Genomic DNA, 15,467 nt, shown 5'->3' on the forward strand with positions numbered 1-15,467 from the left:
GGTCTGCCTGCAACCAGGTTGCGTCCCCAAAACGATACGGACGTCCAGCAGGTGATGCTTGGTTATTCAATAACGCACCTGAGAATTGTTTGCATTACACTTTCTTCCCATTAGAAGTTTCAACATGGGAAAGGAAGCCAACATGCAACACCCCGGGCCCGCCGGCCGCACTCGTTCCGTTCGTCCACGCCTCGTCCTGCGGCGCACGCCTTGCCTGGTGCTGATGGCACTGGCCTGCGGTACTGCCACGGCTCAGGACGAGGGCGTGGCCACCTTGCAGTCCGTACAGGTGATCGGCAACGCCGACAGCACCACCACCGAGGGCACCGGTTCGTATACGCCGCGCGCCACCGCCGCCAGTACGGGGCTGCCGCTGACATTGCGTGAAACGCCGCAGTCGGTCACGGTGGTCACGCGGCAACGCATGGACGACGAGAACATGCTTTCGCTGGTTGACGTGATGGCGAGCACGCCGGGTATTTCGGTGCAGAACTATGACAGCGAGCGGTATTCGTTCAATTCCCGCGGCTTCAGCGTCAGCAACTACATGTATGACGGAATTCCGACGAGCTTCGACACCGGCTATGCCGCGGGCGAGTCATCGCTCGATCCCATCATCTATGACCGGGTCGAGGTGGTGCGGGGCGCCACCGGCCTGCTGACCGGCGCGGGGAATCCGTCCGCGTCGATCAACCTGGTACGCAAGCACGCCACCAGCCGCGAGTTCAAGGCGGACATGAGCGTCAGCGCTGGCAACTGGGACACCTATCGCGGAACGGTGGATCTTTCCACGCCGCTCAACTCCGCCGGCAGTGTGCGCGGACGCATCGTCTCGGCCTATCAGGACAATCACTCCTACCTGGATGGCTACCAGAACCGCAAGAAGGTGTTCTATGGCGTGGTGGACGCGGACATCACCTCCCGCACGACGCTGAGTGTGGGTTTCAATTACCAGGACAACGACCCGAAACGCAGCAGCTGGGGCGGCTTCCCGCTCTGGTACGCCGACGGCGGCCGCACGGACTGGCGCCGTTCGCTGAACACCGGGGCGGACTGGAGTTCGTGGGGTAGCACGACCCAGGGCGCTTTCGCCAGCCTGGAACACCGCTTCGACAATGGCTGGACCGTCAACGCGGTGGGATCGCATTCAAAGAACGAGATGGATGCCAAGCTTCTCTATCTCTATGGCTGGCCCGACCGCGACACCGGCCTGGGTGTGAACGCATCGCCGGCGTGGTACGTGGGAGACCGCAAGCAGAACAGCCTGGACGTCAAGGCATCCGGTCCGTTCACGCTGTTCGGCCGCCGCCACGAGGCTGTCGTGGGCGCCAGCTTCAACCGCCAGCACGGCGACTTCGACTACCGCTCGGCCCTGTCGAGCGCGGCCGTGGGCAATTTCCTCGACTGGGACGGCTCGTATCCGGAGCCGGAATGGAGCAGCGATTCGGTCACCGCCAATCGGTACACCACCAAGCAAACGGGCTGGTACGGCGCCTTGCGCTTCAATCTTGCCGATCCGCTCAAGCTCATCGTGGGCGGCCGCTACAGCACGTGGGAAACGGATTCGGTCGGCTTTGGCGGCGGCAGCCGCCAGTCTTTCAAGAAGAACGAATTCACGCCCTATGCCGGCCTGCTCTACGACATCAACGAGACCTACACGGCCTACGTCAGCTACACCGGCATCTTCAATCCGCAGAGCTATCAGGACCGCAGCGGCAACTGGCTCGATCCGCTCGAGGGCAAGTCTTACGAAGCGGGCATCAAGGGCGAGTTCCTGGACGGCAAGCTGAACGCCAGCGCCGCGGTGTTCCAGATCGAGCAGGACAATGTGGCCCAGGTCGATCCGGGCTACATGGTGCCGGGCACCATCAACCAGGCCTACACCGCTGCGCAGGGCACGCGCAGCCGCGGTTTTGACCTGGAGGTTTCGGGTGAAGTGATGCCGGGATGGAACCTTGCCGCGGGCTGGTCGCACTGGACTGCGCGCGACGGCGATGGCAATGCCATACAGACCGACCAGCCGCGCAGCCTGGTGCGCGTGTTCACGACCTATACGCTGCCTGGCGATTGGAACCGTCTGACGGTGGGCGGCGGCGTCAACTGGCAAAGCCATGTGTACACGATGGCCAGCGGCCCGAACGGAGAAGAGCGAGTCGGTCAGGGCAGCTATGCGATCACCAATCTGATGGCTCGCTACCGCTTCAATCGCAACCTGAGCGCCCAGCTCAATGTGAACAACCTGTTCGATCGCAAGTACTACAGCCAGATCGGGTTCTACAGCCAGGGCGCGTGGGGGGCGGGACGCAGCGCCATGCTGACGATGCGCTACCAGTACTGACGCGTGCCAGGACCGGGGGCGCAGGCGCCGCGCGTCTAGCGCTCCTGCTCCAGCGTCGCCTTCATCCGCACCATGCTCTCCTGGCTGACCATGATGACGCCGCTGGCTGGCTGGTCGATGTCCAGGATGAAGGTCAGCACCAGGGAAATAAGCGTGGCGAACAGGCCGGTCGAGATCAGCCGCCTGCGCTTGTGCAGCCCGGTGCCGTAGGCGATGAAGCCCATTGCGCCGCCGGTGACGATGAAGAGCAGATAGAAGACGGGCTCGGGTACGTGGTTTTCCAGCGCGACGCGGCGCTTTTCATTGACCTGGGCCATTTCGTTGATGGCCTGGATGAACATGACCGTGGATATCGACGGCGGGTTCTCCAGGACGCTCGCAGCCGTGCTCCGGATCTGGCGCTCGATGCGCCGCGACGTCACGCTGGCCGCGGCCAGGCGCTCCTTGTCGTTGTCGGCGTCGCTGAACTCCAGCGCCGTCGTCGTGTATTCCAGCAAGAGCTTCGCGATGGGATCGCGGGCCGCAGGAGGCAGCAGCTGCGAGCGCCAATAGGCGTTGCCGATGGCGTTGGCCTCTTCCAGCACCAGGTTCTTGCGCGTTTCGAAACGCGTCACCGACATCGCGAAGGTAAAGCCCAGCAGCAGCGCCAGCAGGCCCAGCAAGGCGGTCTGGAGCGCGCCGATATGGGTCTTGGCGGCGTCGTCGGAAGCGCGGCGCTGCCTGCGCCCCAACCGGAAGCCCAGCTCGATGATGGCCAGGCAAGCGATTACGCAGATGAAAAACACGTAGGTTTCATCAATTTCGCGCAGCACGTTGATTTCCGGTGGTTATTTGGGGATAGAGCGTATGCCGAGTGCGGCGCGGCGGGCAAGGGGCGAATAACCCGCAGCCGCGGATCGTTGCCAGGTATTTGAAAAGCTTCTTGGAGTAAGGTGTCGCTTCCCTAGTAAGCGACACCGCACGGAGCAGAAATTGAAATACCGCAAACTCGGCCGTACCGACCTGGATGTCAGCCTGATCGGACTGGGCACCATGACCTGGGGCGAGCAGAACACCGAAGCCGAGGCGCACCAGCAGCTGGACTACGCCCTGGAGCGTGGCATCAATCTGGTTGACGTCGCCGAAATGTATCCGGTGCCGCCCAAGCCCGAAACGCAGGGCCTCACCGAGACCTATATCGGCACCTGGCTGGCGCGCAGCAAGCGCCGCCAGGATATCGTGCTGGCCAGCAAGGCGGCGGGCCCCGTGCGCGACGCGAAGCGTCCGGGCCACATCCGCGACGGCAAGACCCACCTGGACCGCAAGAATCTGACCGCGGCCCTGGATGCCAGCCTGAAGCGCCTGCAAACGGACTACCTGGACCTGTATCAGCTGCATTGGCCCGACCGCACGACGGCCACCTTCGGCAAGCTGTCCTATCCCTGGGTCCAGGACGAGTACACCGTGCCGATCGAGGAAACGCTGGAGGTGCTGCAGGACTTCGTGCGCGCCGGCAAGGTGCGCCACATCGGCGTGTCCAATGAAACGCCCTGGGGTGTCGGCCAGTTCCTGCGGCATGCCGAGAACAAGAGCTTGCCGCGCATCGCAACCATCCAGAACGCCTACAGCCTGCTGAACCGCGTCTACGAGATCAGCCTGTCTGAGTACTCGCACCACGAAGGCGTGGGCCTGTTGGCCTATTCGCCGCTGGCGATGGGCATGCTTTGCGGCAAGTACCTGGACGGAGCGCGCCCGGCCGGCGCCCGCCTGACGCTCTACACGCGCTTCACCCGCTACAGCAATGAGCAGGCCGAGGCCGCCACCCGCGCCTACGTCGAACTGGCGCGCACGCACGGCATTTCGCCCACCCACCTGGCCCTGGCCTGGGTCAACCAGCGCCCCTTCGTCACCAGCAACCTGATCGGCGCGACCACGCTGGAACAGCTGAAGGAGAACATCGACAGCGTGGACGTGACCCTGTCGGCCGAGGTGCTGGAGGCGATCGACAAGATCCACGCCCGCCAGCCGAATCCGGCGCCGTGATGCGCTGATCGCCCCGTCAGCCATGGCGGCAAGAACCCATGACGCTTTCCGGGCGTCATGGGTTTTTTCATGGAGGACGCCGACCCGGCCACGGATACACTTTTTTTCCTGGCGGCTGTCGATTTCGACTGGCGCGGTTCGTCGTGTGGATGGAGCATGCAAGTTCCACCATCCACACAAGGAGACCGAGATGCGATTCATGGTTCAAGTCAGGGCCACCGCCGATAGCGAAGCAGGGGTGATGCCCACCCAGCAACTGCTGGCCGACATGGGGCGGTTCAACGAGGAACTGGTCAAGGCGGGCGTGATGCTGGCGGGCGACGGCCTGAAACCCAGCTCCAAGGGCGCACGGGTGCACTTTTCCGGCAGCAGCCGGCAGGTGATAGACGGCCCCTTTGCGGAAACCAAGGAGCTGATCGCCGGCTACTGGCTCTGGGAGTGCGCCTCGCTGCAGGAGGCCATCGAATGGGTCAAGCGCTGTCCGAATCCGATGCCCGGCCCGTCTGACATCGAGATCCGCCCGCTGTACGAGGCCGACGACTTCGGCGAGGAGTTCACGGCGGAGCTGCGCGCCCAGGAGGAGCGGCTGCGCGATCAGTTGGAGAAAGCGTCCAAGCAGTGACCGCAGGGCCAGAGCGGCATGGGGAAGTTCGCAGTTATTAATATAATTGCGAATCAGTCTTATTTATAAGAAGTCGACATTTCTTCCCCTCCCGCTCTGGAGAATTCAACGTGGTCCGTCCCGCTTCCGCCAGGAAGTGCCGCGCGCGCAAGCACGCGCGGCATGCCGTTGCACCCTATGCCCTAGCCCTGACCCTGGGCATCGTTCATTCCGGGGGCGTCCAGGCCCAGGCCGCCGGCACGCCGCCGCCGACGGTCGGGGGGGATGCGCAAGGCGTGGCCCAGTTGCCGGCAGTGACCGTCAACGCGACCTCGCTGGACGACACGCTGGAGCATCTGTCCGCGCCGGTGAACAGCGGGGCGCTGGGCAACCGCAGCCAGCTGGAGACGCCGTTTTCCACGGCCGTGGTCACCGCCGCGGATATCGAGGAGCGGCAGGTCCGCAAGCTGGGCGACGCGTTCGCCCTGGACGCATCCGTCACCGACAACAGCGCCTCCTACGGCGCCTGGGCCAGTTATCTGAGCGTGCGCGGCCTGCCGCTGGATTGGCAGAATTCCTACCGCATCGACGGCAAGCCCTTCCTTAGCTACGTCACCACCTTGCCTTACGAGCACTTCGAACAGATCGACCTGCTCAAGGGCGCATCCGGCTTCATGTACGGCTTCGGTTCGCCGGGCGGACTGATCAACTATGTCACCAAGAAGCCGACCGACGAGCCGGTGCGCAGCATCGAGCTGGGCTATGTGTCCAAGGGCCTCCTGCGTGAACACGTCGATCTGGGCGGGCGCGTGGGCGGCGACGGCCGCTTCGGCTATCGCCTGAACGCCACGCATGAAGAGGGCAATACCTATAACGGCGGCTCGCTGTATCGGGATTCGGTGTCGCTGGCGCTGGACGCGCGCCTGACCGACAAGCTGACCTGGGACTTCCAGTCCATCTACCAGAACCGCAAGGCGATCGGGCAGGAGCCGACCATCTACGCTGGCCAGATGGCGGGCTCGGAGCTGCCGTCGCCGGTGCGCAACGACAACGGCAGGCTGGTGGGCCAGGGCCCGTATGCCGACAATAAATTCCGCTTCTATTCGACCGGGCTGAAGTACCAGCTGTCGTCCGATTGGTCAGTGCGCGCCGACTACAGCTACAGCTCCACTCGCACCCGTCGCAATGAATCGGTGCTGTTCCTGCAGAACCAGGCGGGCGACTACCAGGACTATCGCTCGGATTACGGTGAGGCCTATGCCTACAACCAATGGCAGGGCATGCTCGAAGGCAGGTTCAGCACCGGCCCGCTGAAACACCAGGTGGTGGCGGGCGCGTCCTGGCAAAAGCAGAAGAACGACTACAGCGCCAACGGCGTGTACCAGCTGCAAGGCACGGGCAATCTGCGCACGCAGAACACCAACACCTATTACAGCGAGGGCAGCCTGGACCTGTACCGCGCCGCGGAGATCACGCAGAAGGCGCTGTTCGCAAGCGACACCATCGACCTGACCGGCGGCTGGTCCGTGCTGGGCGGCCTGCGCTATACCGACTACGAACAGGTCGGTTTCGACGCGGCGGGCGTGCGCAATTCGCGCTACGACAAGAACGGCGTGCTGACGCCGACGGTGGCGCTGATGTACAACATCACGCCGCAGACCATGGCCTATGCCAGCTACATCGAGTCGCTGGAGCCGGGGTCGTCGGTGGGCAATACCTACGCCAACTTCGGCGCGCTGCTGGACCCGCTCAAGAGCAAGCAGTACGAACTGGGCATCAAGACCAACCAGGACGGCTGGGCTGCCACGGCGGCGCTGTTCCGCATCGAGAAGAAGGCGGAATACACCAACGCCGCCAATGAGCTGGTGCAGGACGGCAAGTCGATCTACCAAGGGCTGGAGCTGGGAGCCTCCACGCGCATTGCGACGAACTGGAACGTGGGCGGCAGCCTGATGTTCCTGGATTCGGAATACAAGAAGGGTTCCAGCTTCACCGGGAACCGGGTGGCGGGCGCGCCCAAGTTCGTCGCCGCGGCTCAGGTTGCGTATTCGGTGCCGCAACTGCCGGGTCTGAAACTCAGGGCCGACGTGAAGTACACCGGCAGCACCATGCTGGGCGCTTCGAATGCGGTCCAGGTGTCCGACTACGCCATCGTCAATATCGGCGCCACCTACGACACGCGCATCTACGGCTACGAAACCACGTTCCGCGCGGGCATCAACAATCTGGCCGACAAGCGTTACTGGCTATACCAGTCGCCGGACTACGTGAAGGCGGGCGACCCGCGCACCTACGCCTTGAGCGCCAGCCTCAAGTTCTAGACGCCGTCACGTCCCACAGGCGGTCAGGCGCAAAGTCCTGCTGTTCGCCCTTCTTGGCGTAGCCCAGCGGATTGGCCACGATGCGGCAGCCATTCTTCACATAGTCCTGCGGACAGTGGAGATGGCCGTGCATCCAGACGTCGGCCAGGGGCAGCAGGGCGTCCAGCGCATTGCAGAACCCTGCTGTGCCGGGGGTGACGCCGTAACGCGGATCCGCGCTCGCCAAGGTGGGGGCGAAGTGGGTGATGGCCACGGTCGGCCCGTCGTGGGGCGCGCGCAGGGCGTCTTGCAGCCATTGCTGGCATAGCAGCCCCTGCTCGCGCATCTGCTCGGCCATGAAGGGCGCGCCGTTGCGGCGCATTTCGGCCTTTTCCAGATAGAAGTCCGCCGCGCGAAACGCTTTTTCGCGCTTTTTCAGGGCCGCGCCGACGGTGTCGCCGGGCGCGGCCAGCGCGTCGAAATCCGTCCACAGCGTGGTGCCGACAAAGCGCACGCCATCGATGACCAACGTCTCGCGTTCCAGCCAGTGGATGCCGAGTTCGCCGCAAAGCTGGCGCAGCCGTGCGTGGGTCTCGTCGAAATCGACGTTGTCGTATTCGTGGTTGCCGGGGACATACACCACGGGCGTGGGCCAGCCCTTGTTCGGCGCATAGTTGCCCAGGCCGAAGTCGTCGCCGGTCATGAGCGAACCGCGGCGGTATGAGCCTATGTCCCCGGCCAGCACGAGCAGATCGGCGCCGGGCGCGGGCCGGGCCAGGAAATCCGGGTCGGTTTCAAGATGCAGGTCGGAGAGCAATTGGATCTTCATAGCCGCCATCTTAGGCCACTGGCGGCGCAGCCGCCGCTGCGGGAGGCCATTGTTCCATGCGACACTTTCCTGGTTCACCAGCCACACAGGAGGAATCCCATGCGTATCGCCATCATGACCGCCGCTGCCGCGCTTGCGCTGGCCGCAAGCGCGCAGGCGCAGCCGCTGGATTGCGGCAACGCGGCCACGCAGACGGACATGAGCCTGTGCGCCGACCAGGCGTACCGCAAGTCCGACGCCGCCTTGAACGCCGCCTACAAGGAAGTGACCGCGCGCCTGAAGAACGACCGGGACGCGACGACCCAGCTGCATGCCGCCCAGAAGGCCTGGCTGTTCTTTCGCGATGCGGAGTGCGCCTTCGCGTCCAGCAGCACGTCCGGCGGCAGCGCCTATCCCATGACGCTGAGCCTGTGCCTGGACAAACTGACGCAGGCGCGCACCAAGGAACTGCAGGCCTACCTGAAGTGCGAGGAAGGCGACCTGAGCTGCCCGGTGCCGGGCAAGCAGTAAGTCGCCGCATGAAGACCGATGAGATGAACAAGAACGATCCGGGCCTGATCACGGACGAGCAGGGCGTGGCGCGCTGCTTCTGGCAGCCGTCCATGCCCGACTATCACGACCATGAGTGGGGCAGGCCGGTGGCGGACGACCGTCGCCTGTACGAGAAGATCTGCCTGGAGGGTTTTCAGGCCGGCATGGCCTGGATCACGATCCTGCGCAAGCGCGAGGCGTTCCGCGCGGCCTTCGATGACTTCGACTTCGAGCGGGTGGCGCGCTACACGGAGCGCGACGTCGAGCGCCTGATGGGCGACGCGGGCATCGTGCGCAACCGTAGCAAGATCGTGTCCGCCATCAACAATGCCAGGCGTGCACGCGCCCTGGCCGACGAGACGGGTTCATTGTCGGCCTGGCTCTGGAGCCATGAGCCGCCGGCCCAGGACCGTCCCGCGACCGTGGACCTGGACTACTGGAATGGCAATCCGACCTCGCCGGCGTCGGCGGCGCTGTCGCGTGACCTGAAGAAGCGCGGCTGGACCTTCGTGGGCCCGACAACCATGTACGCCTTCATGCAGGCCGTGGGCATGGTCAACGATCACATGAGCGGCTGCGTCTGCCGCCAGACGGTCGAGGCCGCGCGCGCGGGGTTCAAGCGGCCGAAATAGGCCGCGGCAGCGACTGACGCGAAAAATGTTGAATTGGTTGCGATCCGCAAGTATATTGGTTGCGAATCGCAACTTTAAGGGCGCGCCATGGATCTGATCGATACCCCCATCCAGTCCCGCGATCAGACGATCCGGGATTTGCGGGAGTTCTCACGCAAACTGGTGCGCGAGCTGGGCTTCATGCGCAGCTCGCTGGCCGGCAGCGAGCTGGCCCCGTCCGCCGTCCACGCCATCATCGAGATCGGCCTGCAGCCGGGCATCCAGGCGCGCGATCTGGCGGCCATCCTCAGGTTGGACAAGTCCAATACCAGCCGTCAGGTCGCCAAGCTGGAGTCAGCCGGGCTGCTGACGCGCGAGGCCGACAGTGACGATGCGCGCTCGTCGCGGCTGTACCTGAGCGAAGCCGGCACCCGGCTGCGTACGCAGATAGACCAGTTCGCCACCGACCAGGTTTCGCGGGCATTGCGCCAACTGGCGCCAGAGGACCAGCAGTCGCTGATCCGCTTTCTTTCCCTTTACGCCGACGCCCTGTCGCACGAGAACCCCAACACCGCGCCCGCCGTCACGGGCGGCATCGCAGAGCAGATCCACGCGGGCTACCTGCCCGGCTGCATCGGCGACGTGGCCAGCCTGCATGCGCGCTATTACGCGCAGGCCTCGGGATTCGGCGTGTACTTCGAACGCAAGGTCGCGAGCGAGCTGGCCGAGTTCGCAGAAGGCCTGCCCGCCACCGGCAAGAACATCTGGCTGTACGTGGACAACGGCAGGACGCTGGCTTCCATCGTCATCGATGGCGATCTTGCCGCCCGTGAAGCGCACCTGCGCTGGTTCATCGTCGACGAGTCGCTGCGCGGCATGGGCGTGGGCCGCGTCCTGCTGGAGCGGGCCATGGCGTTTGTCGACGCCCACTACGACGAGACGTACTTGTGGACCTTCAAGGGGCTGGATGCAGCCAGGCATCTCTACGAGGCTGCCGGCTTCACGCTGGCCGAGGAGTCCGAAGGCCGGCAGTGGGGCAGCGTGGTGGTCGAGCAGCGCTTTGTCCGCCGCAGCCGGCGCGCTTCAGATCACGCTGATGCGCAATTCGGCCAGTAGGGCTGCCGCCTGAGTCTTGGATATGGTGGCGCCTGCCAGGCGCGCGGCCGAATTCAGGTCCAGGCCGCCCAGGTCGGCTTCGCGCAGGTCGGCGCCTTCGAAGCGGACATTCTTCAGGATGGCGTTGCGCAGGCTGCCGCCATGGAACACGGTGTCGCGGAAATCGCTGCCGGTCAGGTCGGCATCGGAGAAGTCCAGGTGCCGCACGTCGGTCTTGCGAAACGACACGCCGCGCAGCAGCGCGCCGACCAGCAGGCATTCCTCCAGCGACCAACCCAGGCAGGCGATGCCGTCGAAGTCGCTGCCGGTGAGCTTGCAGCCCTGGAAACGGGCGGCGGCCAGCCGGGCGCGGCGCCAGTTGGCATTGTTGAGGTCGCAGTTTTCAAAGACGGCATCGCTGGCGTCGCATGAGGCGAAATCCACCTGGCCGCCGCGGCAGCGCAGCCAGACGGAGTCCGCCAGCGTGGCGCCCTGAAAGGAAGCGCCAGCGATCGCGCACGCGGTCATTTGCGCGCCGCGCAGATCCACGCGCGAAAAATCCGCGTCCTGGAAGTCGCAGTCATGGAACGACAGCGGACGGCCGGCCGACTGTTCGATCAAGCCCTGCATCAGCTTGCGGTCCACTTCCTGGCCCGCCACCGTCTCGATTGCTTTTTGCGTCATGCTGCGCGTTCCTGCCTGAATTTCCGGAAAACGGACAGCCTACTGGAAGATTTCGCTTTCGACGCAGAAGGCGATCAGTTCCTGGTCGGTGCGGACGTTGAGCTTGCGCATGGCCGAGATCTTCTGGCCGCTGACCGTCTTGACGCTGCGCTTCAAGGCCTCGGCCACCTGCATCATGGATTCGCCGCGGATGAAGTGGCGCAGCACTTCGAATTCCTTGGGCGACAGGCTGTTGATGCGTTCGCCGATGAACTTGCTGCGCTCATCGGCCGCGCCGTCGCGCTGGAAGCCGGGCGGATAGTACTTGCGGCCGGCATGCAGCGTTTCCAGCGCGGTCATGATTTCGGTGAGGTTGTCGCGCTTGAGCACCACAGCGGCCACCCCGGCGTCGTAGAGCGCCGAGATGATCATGGAGTTCGACACCATGGTCAGCACCACGATCTGGACGTCCGGATAATGCCGCGTCAGGTATTTGACCAGGCGGATGCCGTCGCCATAGGTGTCGTCGCCGGGCATGGAGTAGTCGGTGATGACCACGTGCGGCATATCGCGTTGCAGGTGCTGGATCAGCGCGGTCGGCCCGGGCAGGGTGGCCGTGACCTCGAAGTTGAGGTCCTTTTCCAGCAGGTCGCGCATCCCCATCAAGACCAGGGGATGGTCGTCGACCAGGACGATGCGGAGTCTTTCCATGCGGGGGAGTGACTTCAAGCGAGCCCTTGCTTCAAGTGGAGAGAAGGCGGGCGGACTCAGGGTTGGGGGCGGAGGCAAACCCATAGCGTAGTGGTTTTTGCGTAGCGGCGCGCCCCGCGCCCGAGAACCGGGGCGGGGATCTATGCGCAATAGGGATATCGGCGGCCTCAGCCGGCCGCTTCTTCCTGCAGGCGGCCCAGCACGAAGCCGTCGACCGCGCTGGTGCGGCCGCGCCACAGCGTGGGCTGTCCGGCGATGGGGGTGCCGTCGGCAGTGAAGAACAGGGCGTCGGCGAGATGGATGTAGTTCGGCAGCGGGTCAGCGGGTTGGGGCACGCGGAAGACGTCGCCCAGTTCCGTCAGCGAGGCATGCACGGCCTTGCGAGTGGCGTCGTCCACCTTGTCCAGGGATCCCGTGAAGCTGGCGGCGAAGCTGTCGAAGTACTCTGCCCCGGACACGATGGAACCCGACACCAGCATGCCGCCCATCTGCAGGGTGACGCCGATGCTCTCGATCTGGCTGCCGTTGTTCACCAGGTTGACGAGGAATTGCAGGAAGGCGTCGGCGTCGGGAACGTTGCTCATGGCGTGATTTCTGGAAATGTTTGGAAAGCAGCCAAGATACTCGAATCGCGGGCGAAATACACAGAATGGGATAGGCCGAAAAACAGCCAAATCCGACCGCTATCCGCGCGCTTTGGGAACTGCCATTTTTTCCAGGCTGCGCCCCAGCCGTTCGCTGGCCAGACGCAGGCGGTCCTGCAGCGCCGCAGGCGCCAGCACCTCGAATTCGACGTCCAGCGCCATCAGCCAGTACACCAGCGCGTCCAGGCTGGGCACGGCGCATTGCAGTACGCAACGTGCTTCGTCCAGCGCTTCGATCTGGCCGGCGCCCGGCGGGATGCGCGTGGCCATGACGGCGCGCGGCGCGTGCAGGATCACGCGCGCGGGCTCCGGATGCGGCGCCATGTTGACCGAGCGCGAGACATAGGCGCGCAGATCGCCGCCTTCGGGCGGAGGGCGCGGCGCGAAATGCGCGCCGACTTCCGGGGCGCCCGCGATGCGGTCGATACGGAAGGTGCGCCAGTCCTCGCGCGCGGGATCCCAGGCCACCAGATACCAGCGGTATCCGGTATGCGCCAAGCCTTGCGGCTCCACCAGTCGGGTGCTTGCCCGGCCCTTGCCGTCCGCATAGTCGAAGCCGACCCGCAACTGGTCGCGGCAGGCGGCTGCCAGCGTGGCCAGCAGGGTGGCGTCGACGGCCGCGCCGTCGCGCGGGATCGGCACGATGGCCGATCGCAGCGCGTCGACCCGGTGGCGCAGGCGCTGCGGCATGACCTGCTCCAGCTTCACCAGCGCCCGCAGCGCGGTTTCCTCGATGCCGCCCACCGTGCCCGTGGCCGCCGTGCGCAGCGTGAGCGCCACGGCCAGCGCTTCATCGTCGTCCAACAACAGGGGTGGCAGCGCCTTTCCCGCGCGAAAGGCGTAGCCGCCGGCCACGCCGCTGCTGGCATGGACGGGGTAGCCCAGTTCGCGCAGCTTGTCGATGTCGCGCCGCAGGGTGCGGGGGTGGATCGCCAGCGTCGCGGCCAGTTCGGTCCCGGCCCAATGGCGGCGGGTCTGCAGCAGCGACAGCAGGCGCAGGAGGCGGTTGCTGGAAGTAAGCATGGCGGCACGATAGCGCGTATCGAGGGCGGAATCTGTCCTCAATGGATTCTACAGTGGCCCCCGTAGTCAGCGGCAGGGGCCGCGACGCACATCCCTTGATCGAATTGGAGATTTGCCCATGTCTATCGTCTTCTATTGGCACCCCATGTCCAGCGCAACCCCGGTTGCCAGCGCGCTCGCTGAACTGCAAGTGCCGCATGAACGCATCAAGGTGGACATCAGGACGGGGGAACAGCATCGCCCCGAATTCCTGGCGCTCAATCCCAACGGGAAGGTCCCCACGCTGACAGTGGACGGCGCTCCCTTGTTCGAAACCTTGGCGATACAGCTATGGCTGGGAGAGCGCTACGGCGTGGAGCGCGGCCTGTGGCCCGCCGCCGGCACGCCCGAACGCCTGCTGGCGATGTCGTGGTGCGCCTGGTCCTATGTCAGCTACGGCGCGGCGGTGATGCGCCTGTATCTCGCCACGCAGGGCGCAGACGCGCCCGGCGGCGTCGAGGCGGAACGCGTATTGGATGACGTGGACGCGTTGCTGGCTGTGCTGGACGGCCATCTGTCGCGGCAGCCCTGGATGTTGGGCGCGGCCTACTCATTGGCCGACCTGGTGGTCGGTTCGGTGGTCGGCTACAGCGCCTATCTGGGCGCCAGAGTGGCGTCGCATCCGCATGTGCGGGCATGGATGGACCGGGTCCAGGCCCGGCCCGCCATGCAGATCGACGCTTAGCGCGCGTGGGCGGGCGCCGCGGCTTACCAGCCCCAGCAGGTGCCGGTCGCGGGCTTGCCGCAGTTGCGGTAGTTCACGGCGAACCACAGCTTGCCTGCGCCCCGCGGACTGCCATCGTTCTTGGCGTCGTTGCGCGGCAGTTCTTCCAGGGTGTCGCGCGCCTTCTTGGTGGGCGAGCCGCTGGCGGCGTCGGGCGACAGCGCGATACGTCCCAGGCCGGCAGCGTCGCGGTCATCGAAGACGATGTCGGTGTCCTTCAATGCGCTCATCTTCAGGGAGGCGTCGCGCACCGCGGCGGCATAGCTGTCATTGGAGCCGGCAGGCGCCAGGCTCTTGTCGAGCGTGCTGACAGCGAGGATCTGCGCCGGCGCGGCGGGCGCCATCATCTTGTACTGGTCCAGGCCCGGCAGCTGGCCGCCCGCGGCCTGGCGGCGCAGCCAGTCGCCCCACAGGAACTCCGCGAACTCCGGCAGGTTGCCATTGCTGTAGGCGATGTCGCGGGTGAAGTACACCAGCGAGCGGTAGCGGTCCTCTTGCATGCCGCCGGCTTCCTGGGCGCTGGCCAGCCCCAGGCGGGCGGGCAACTGGTCCACGGTGATGGGTTGGTTCTGGCCGTCGCGCAGCCAGGCGCGGCGTTCGTCGACCATGCGCTGCCAGAACGCCGCCGCATTGGGCAGGATGCTGTAGTTGGCGTCGACCTTGACCCAGACCGGCAGCTTGGGGCCGCCATCGGCGATTTCGCGCAGCGACGAGAAGGTATGGTGGCCGTCGGTCAGATACAGGTTGCCGTCCCAGCCGACCACCACCGTCTTGAGGTTGGCCGCGTTGGTGCCCGGGGCGTTCTTGCAGGCATAGGTGGCCGGCTGGTCCAGGCGGGCGACGCGCGCCTCGGCGATGCTCTGGAATTCCTGCGCGCGCTCGGCGCCGCCCATGTCTTCGCAGTAGTCGTCGAACTTCTTGCCGACCGTGCGGTTCAGGTAGTCCAGCTGCAGTGCCGGCTTGTCCGCCCAGGTCGGGCGTTCGAAGTCCCCTTGCCAGCGGCCGAGCTTGTAGTAGATCTGGTCGTAGCCGATGGCGGCCTGGGTGGGATGCAGTTCCTCGATGCGGACCTGGATGACGTCGCCCGGCTTGGCCTGCAGATAGGCCGTATTGCGCGGCGGCTGGGTTTCTGCGGGGGGCGTTTCTTCGACGGGAGGCGGCGCGACGGTGACGGGTTCGTCGTCATGGTCGTCGCTGCCGCCGTTGCAGGCTGCGAGGGCCAGCGGCAGCAAAGCCGCGGCCAACGCATGCAACAAACGTTGCCGGCGGGCGGGAAAAGCGCGACGCGCGGGAAGAGAGGTAGAGGGCATGGTCCGTTTCAGGATCTGGTTTCAAA

15 protein-coding genes are annotated in these 15,467 nt (G+C 65.3%); 8 read left to right on the top strand and 7 right to left on the bottom strand.

Annotated features, from left to right (window positions below):
• The first annotated feature begins 142 nt into the window (after positions 1-142).
• Complete coding sequence (fhuE, locus tag IB257_RS13305) at positions 143-2,338, top strand: ferric-rhodotorulic acid/ferric-coprogen receptor FhuE (protein ID WP_192492417.1); 2,196 nt, start codon at positions 143-145, stop codon at positions 2,336-2,338.
• 35 nt (positions 2,339-2,373) lie between these two features.
• Here fhuE and IB257_RS13310 read toward each other — a convergent pair whose 3' ends face one another.
• Positions 2,374-3,150: a hypothetical protein gene (locus IB257_RS13310; protein WP_175180698.1), complete on the bottom strand. Its 777-nt coding sequence runs from the start codon at positions 3,148-3,150 to the stop codon at positions 2,374-2,376.
• A 160-nt stretch (positions 3,151-3,310) separates the two neighbouring features.
• Here IB257_RS13310 and IB257_RS13315 point away from each other — a divergent pair, with 160 nt between their 5' ends.
• The 3 genes from IB257_RS13315 to IB257_RS13325 all read left to right on the top strand — a co-directional run bounded on the left by IB257_RS13315 (position 3,311) and on the right by IB257_RS13325 (position 7,282).
• Complete coding sequence (locus IB257_RS13315; protein ID WP_192492418.1) at positions 3,311-4,360, top strand: NADP(H)-dependent aldo-keto reductase; 1,050 nt, start codon at positions 3,311-3,313, stop codon at positions 4,358-4,360.
• 190 nt (positions 4,361-4,550) lie between these two features.
• Complete coding sequence (locus tag IB257_RS13320) at positions 4,551-4,982, top strand: YciI family protein (protein ID WP_054451730.1); 432 nt, start codon at positions 4,551-4,553, stop codon at positions 4,980-4,982.
• A gap of 110 nt (positions 4,983-5,092) precedes the next feature.
• Positions 5,093-7,282, top strand: a complete 2,190-nt coding sequence (locus IB257_RS13325; protein WP_192492419.1) for a TonB-dependent receptor — start codon at positions 5,093-5,095, stop codon at positions 7,280-7,282.
• Here the strand turns inward: IB257_RS13325 and IB257_RS13330 are convergent.
• Positions 7,272-8,090, bottom strand: a complete 819-nt coding sequence (locus IB257_RS13330) for a metallophosphoesterase (protein WP_192492420.1) — start codon at positions 8,088-8,090, stop codon at positions 7,272-7,274. The genes IB257_RS13325 and IB257_RS13330 overlap by 11 nt on opposite strands.
• Before the next feature lie 99 nt (positions 8,091-8,189).
• Between IB257_RS13330 and IB257_RS13335 the strand changes: the two genes are divergently transcribed.
• From IB257_RS13335 to IB257_RS13345, 3 genes are all read left to right on the top strand, one after another.
• Positions 8,190-8,600: a lysozyme inhibitor LprI family protein gene (locus IB257_RS13335; RefSeq protein ID WP_119449469.1), complete on the top strand. Its 411-nt coding sequence runs from the start codon at positions 8,190-8,192 to the stop codon at positions 8,598-8,600.
• Between the two features lie 8 nt (positions 8,601-8,608).
• Positions 8,609-9,253, top strand: coding sequence for a DNA-3-methyladenine glycosylase I (locus tag IB257_RS13340; RefSeq protein WP_054451725.1), 645 nt, complete (start codon positions 8,609-8,611; stop codon positions 9,251-9,253).
• A gap of 87 nt (positions 9,254-9,340) precedes the next feature.
• Positions 9,341-10,348: a helix-turn-helix domain-containing GNAT family N-acetyltransferase gene (locus tag IB257_RS13345; protein WP_054451724.1), complete on the top strand. Its 1,008-nt coding sequence runs from the start codon at positions 9,341-9,343 to the stop codon at positions 10,346-10,348.
• Here the strand turns inward: IB257_RS13345 and IB257_RS13350 are convergent.
• From IB257_RS13350 to IB257_RS13365, 4 genes are all read right to left on the bottom strand, one after another.
• A complete protein-coding gene (locus IB257_RS13350; RefSeq protein ID WP_175180701.1) occupies positions 10,316-11,011 on the bottom strand; it encodes a pentapeptide repeat-containing protein in 696 nt (231 codons plus the stop codon). The two genes, IB257_RS13345 and IB257_RS13350, sit on opposite strands and share 33 nt — an antisense overlap.
• A 39-nt stretch (positions 11,012-11,050) precedes the next feature.
• Positions 11,051-11,701, bottom strand: a complete 651-nt coding sequence (locus IB257_RS13355; RefSeq protein WP_054451720.1) for a response regulator — start codon at positions 11,699-11,701, stop codon at positions 11,051-11,053.
• Positions 11,702-11,868: 167 nt separating this feature from the next.
• On the bottom strand, positions 11,869-12,285 hold the full coding sequence (gvpU, locus tag IB257_RS13360; RefSeq protein WP_175160217.1) for a gas vesicle accessory protein GvpU: 417 nt from the start codon (positions 12,283-12,285) through the stop codon (positions 11,869-11,871).
• A 99-nt stretch (positions 12,286-12,384) separates the two neighbouring features.
• Complete coding sequence (locus IB257_RS13365; protein WP_125471217.1) at positions 12,385-13,368, bottom strand: YafY family protein; 984 nt, start codon at positions 13,366-13,368, stop codon at positions 12,385-12,387.
• A 118-nt stretch (positions 13,369-13,486) separates the two neighbouring features.
• Here IB257_RS13365 and IB257_RS13370 point away from each other — a divergent pair, with 118 nt between their 5' ends.
• Positions 13,487-14,092, top strand: coding sequence for a glutathione S-transferase family protein (locus IB257_RS13370; protein WP_054451718.1), 606 nt, complete (start codon positions 13,487-13,489; stop codon positions 14,090-14,092).
• A 23-nt stretch (positions 14,093-14,115) separates the two neighbouring features.
• Here the strand turns inward: IB257_RS13370 and IB257_RS13375 are convergent, their stop codons facing one another.
• Entirely contained in the window at positions 14,116-15,441 is a 1,326-nt protein-coding gene (locus IB257_RS13375; protein WP_192492421.1) for a ParB/Srx family N-terminal domain-containing protein, read from the bottom strand.
• Positions 15,442-15,467: the final 26 nt, after the last annotated feature.

It is taken from the genome of Achromobacter sp. ACM03 (assembly GCF_014851665.1).
Taxonomy (GTDB): Bacteria; Pseudomonadota; Gammaproteobacteria; order Burkholderiales; family Burkholderiaceae_B; genus Achromobacter; species Achromobacter aegrifaciens.

Coding starts and splice junctions, on each gene's coding strand:
- fhuE (WP_192492417.1), top strand. CDS start 143: ATGCAACACCCCGGGCCCGCCGGCCGCACTCGTTCCGTTCGTCCACGC.
- IB257_RS13320 (WP_054451730.1), top strand. CDS start 4,551: ATGCGATTCATGGTTCAAGTCAGGGCCACCGCCGATAGCGAAGCAGGG.
- IB257_RS13330 (WP_192492420.1), bottom strand. CDS start 8,090: ATGAAGATCCAATTGCTCTCCGACCTGCATCTTGAAACCGACCCGGAT.
- IB257_RS13335 (WP_119449469.1), top strand. CDS start 8,190: ATGCGTATCGCCATCATGACCGCCGCTGCCGCGCTTGCGCTGGCCGCA.
- IB257_RS13340 (WP_054451725.1), top strand. CDS start 8,609: ATGAAGACCGATGAGATGAACAAGAACGATCCGGGCCTGATCACGGAC.
- IB257_RS13345 (WP_054451724.1), top strand. CDS start 9,341: ATGGATCTGATCGATACCCCCATCCAGTCCCGCGATCAGACGATCCGG.
- IB257_RS13350 (WP_175180701.1), bottom strand. CDS start 11,011: ATGACGCAAAAAGCAATCGAGACGGTGGCGGGCCAGGAAGTGGACCGC.
- IB257_RS13355 (WP_054451720.1), bottom strand. CDS start 11,701: ATGGAAAGACTCCGCATCGTCCTGGTCGACGACCATCCCCTGGTCTTG.
- gvpU (WP_175160217.1), bottom strand. CDS start 12,285: ATGAGCAACGTTCCCGACGCCGACGCCTTCCTGCAATTCCTCGTCAAC.
- IB257_RS13365 (WP_125471217.1), bottom strand. CDS start 13,368: ATGCTTACTTCCAGCAACCGCCTCCTGCGCCTGCTGTCGCTGCTGCAG.
- IB257_RS13370 (WP_054451718.1), top strand. CDS start 13,487: ATGTCTATCGTCTTCTATTGGCACCCCATGTCCAGCGCAACCCCGGTT.
- IB257_RS13375 (WP_192492421.1), bottom strand. CDS start 15,441: ATGCCCTCTACCTCTCTTCCCGCGCGTCGCGCTTTTCCCGCCCGCCGG.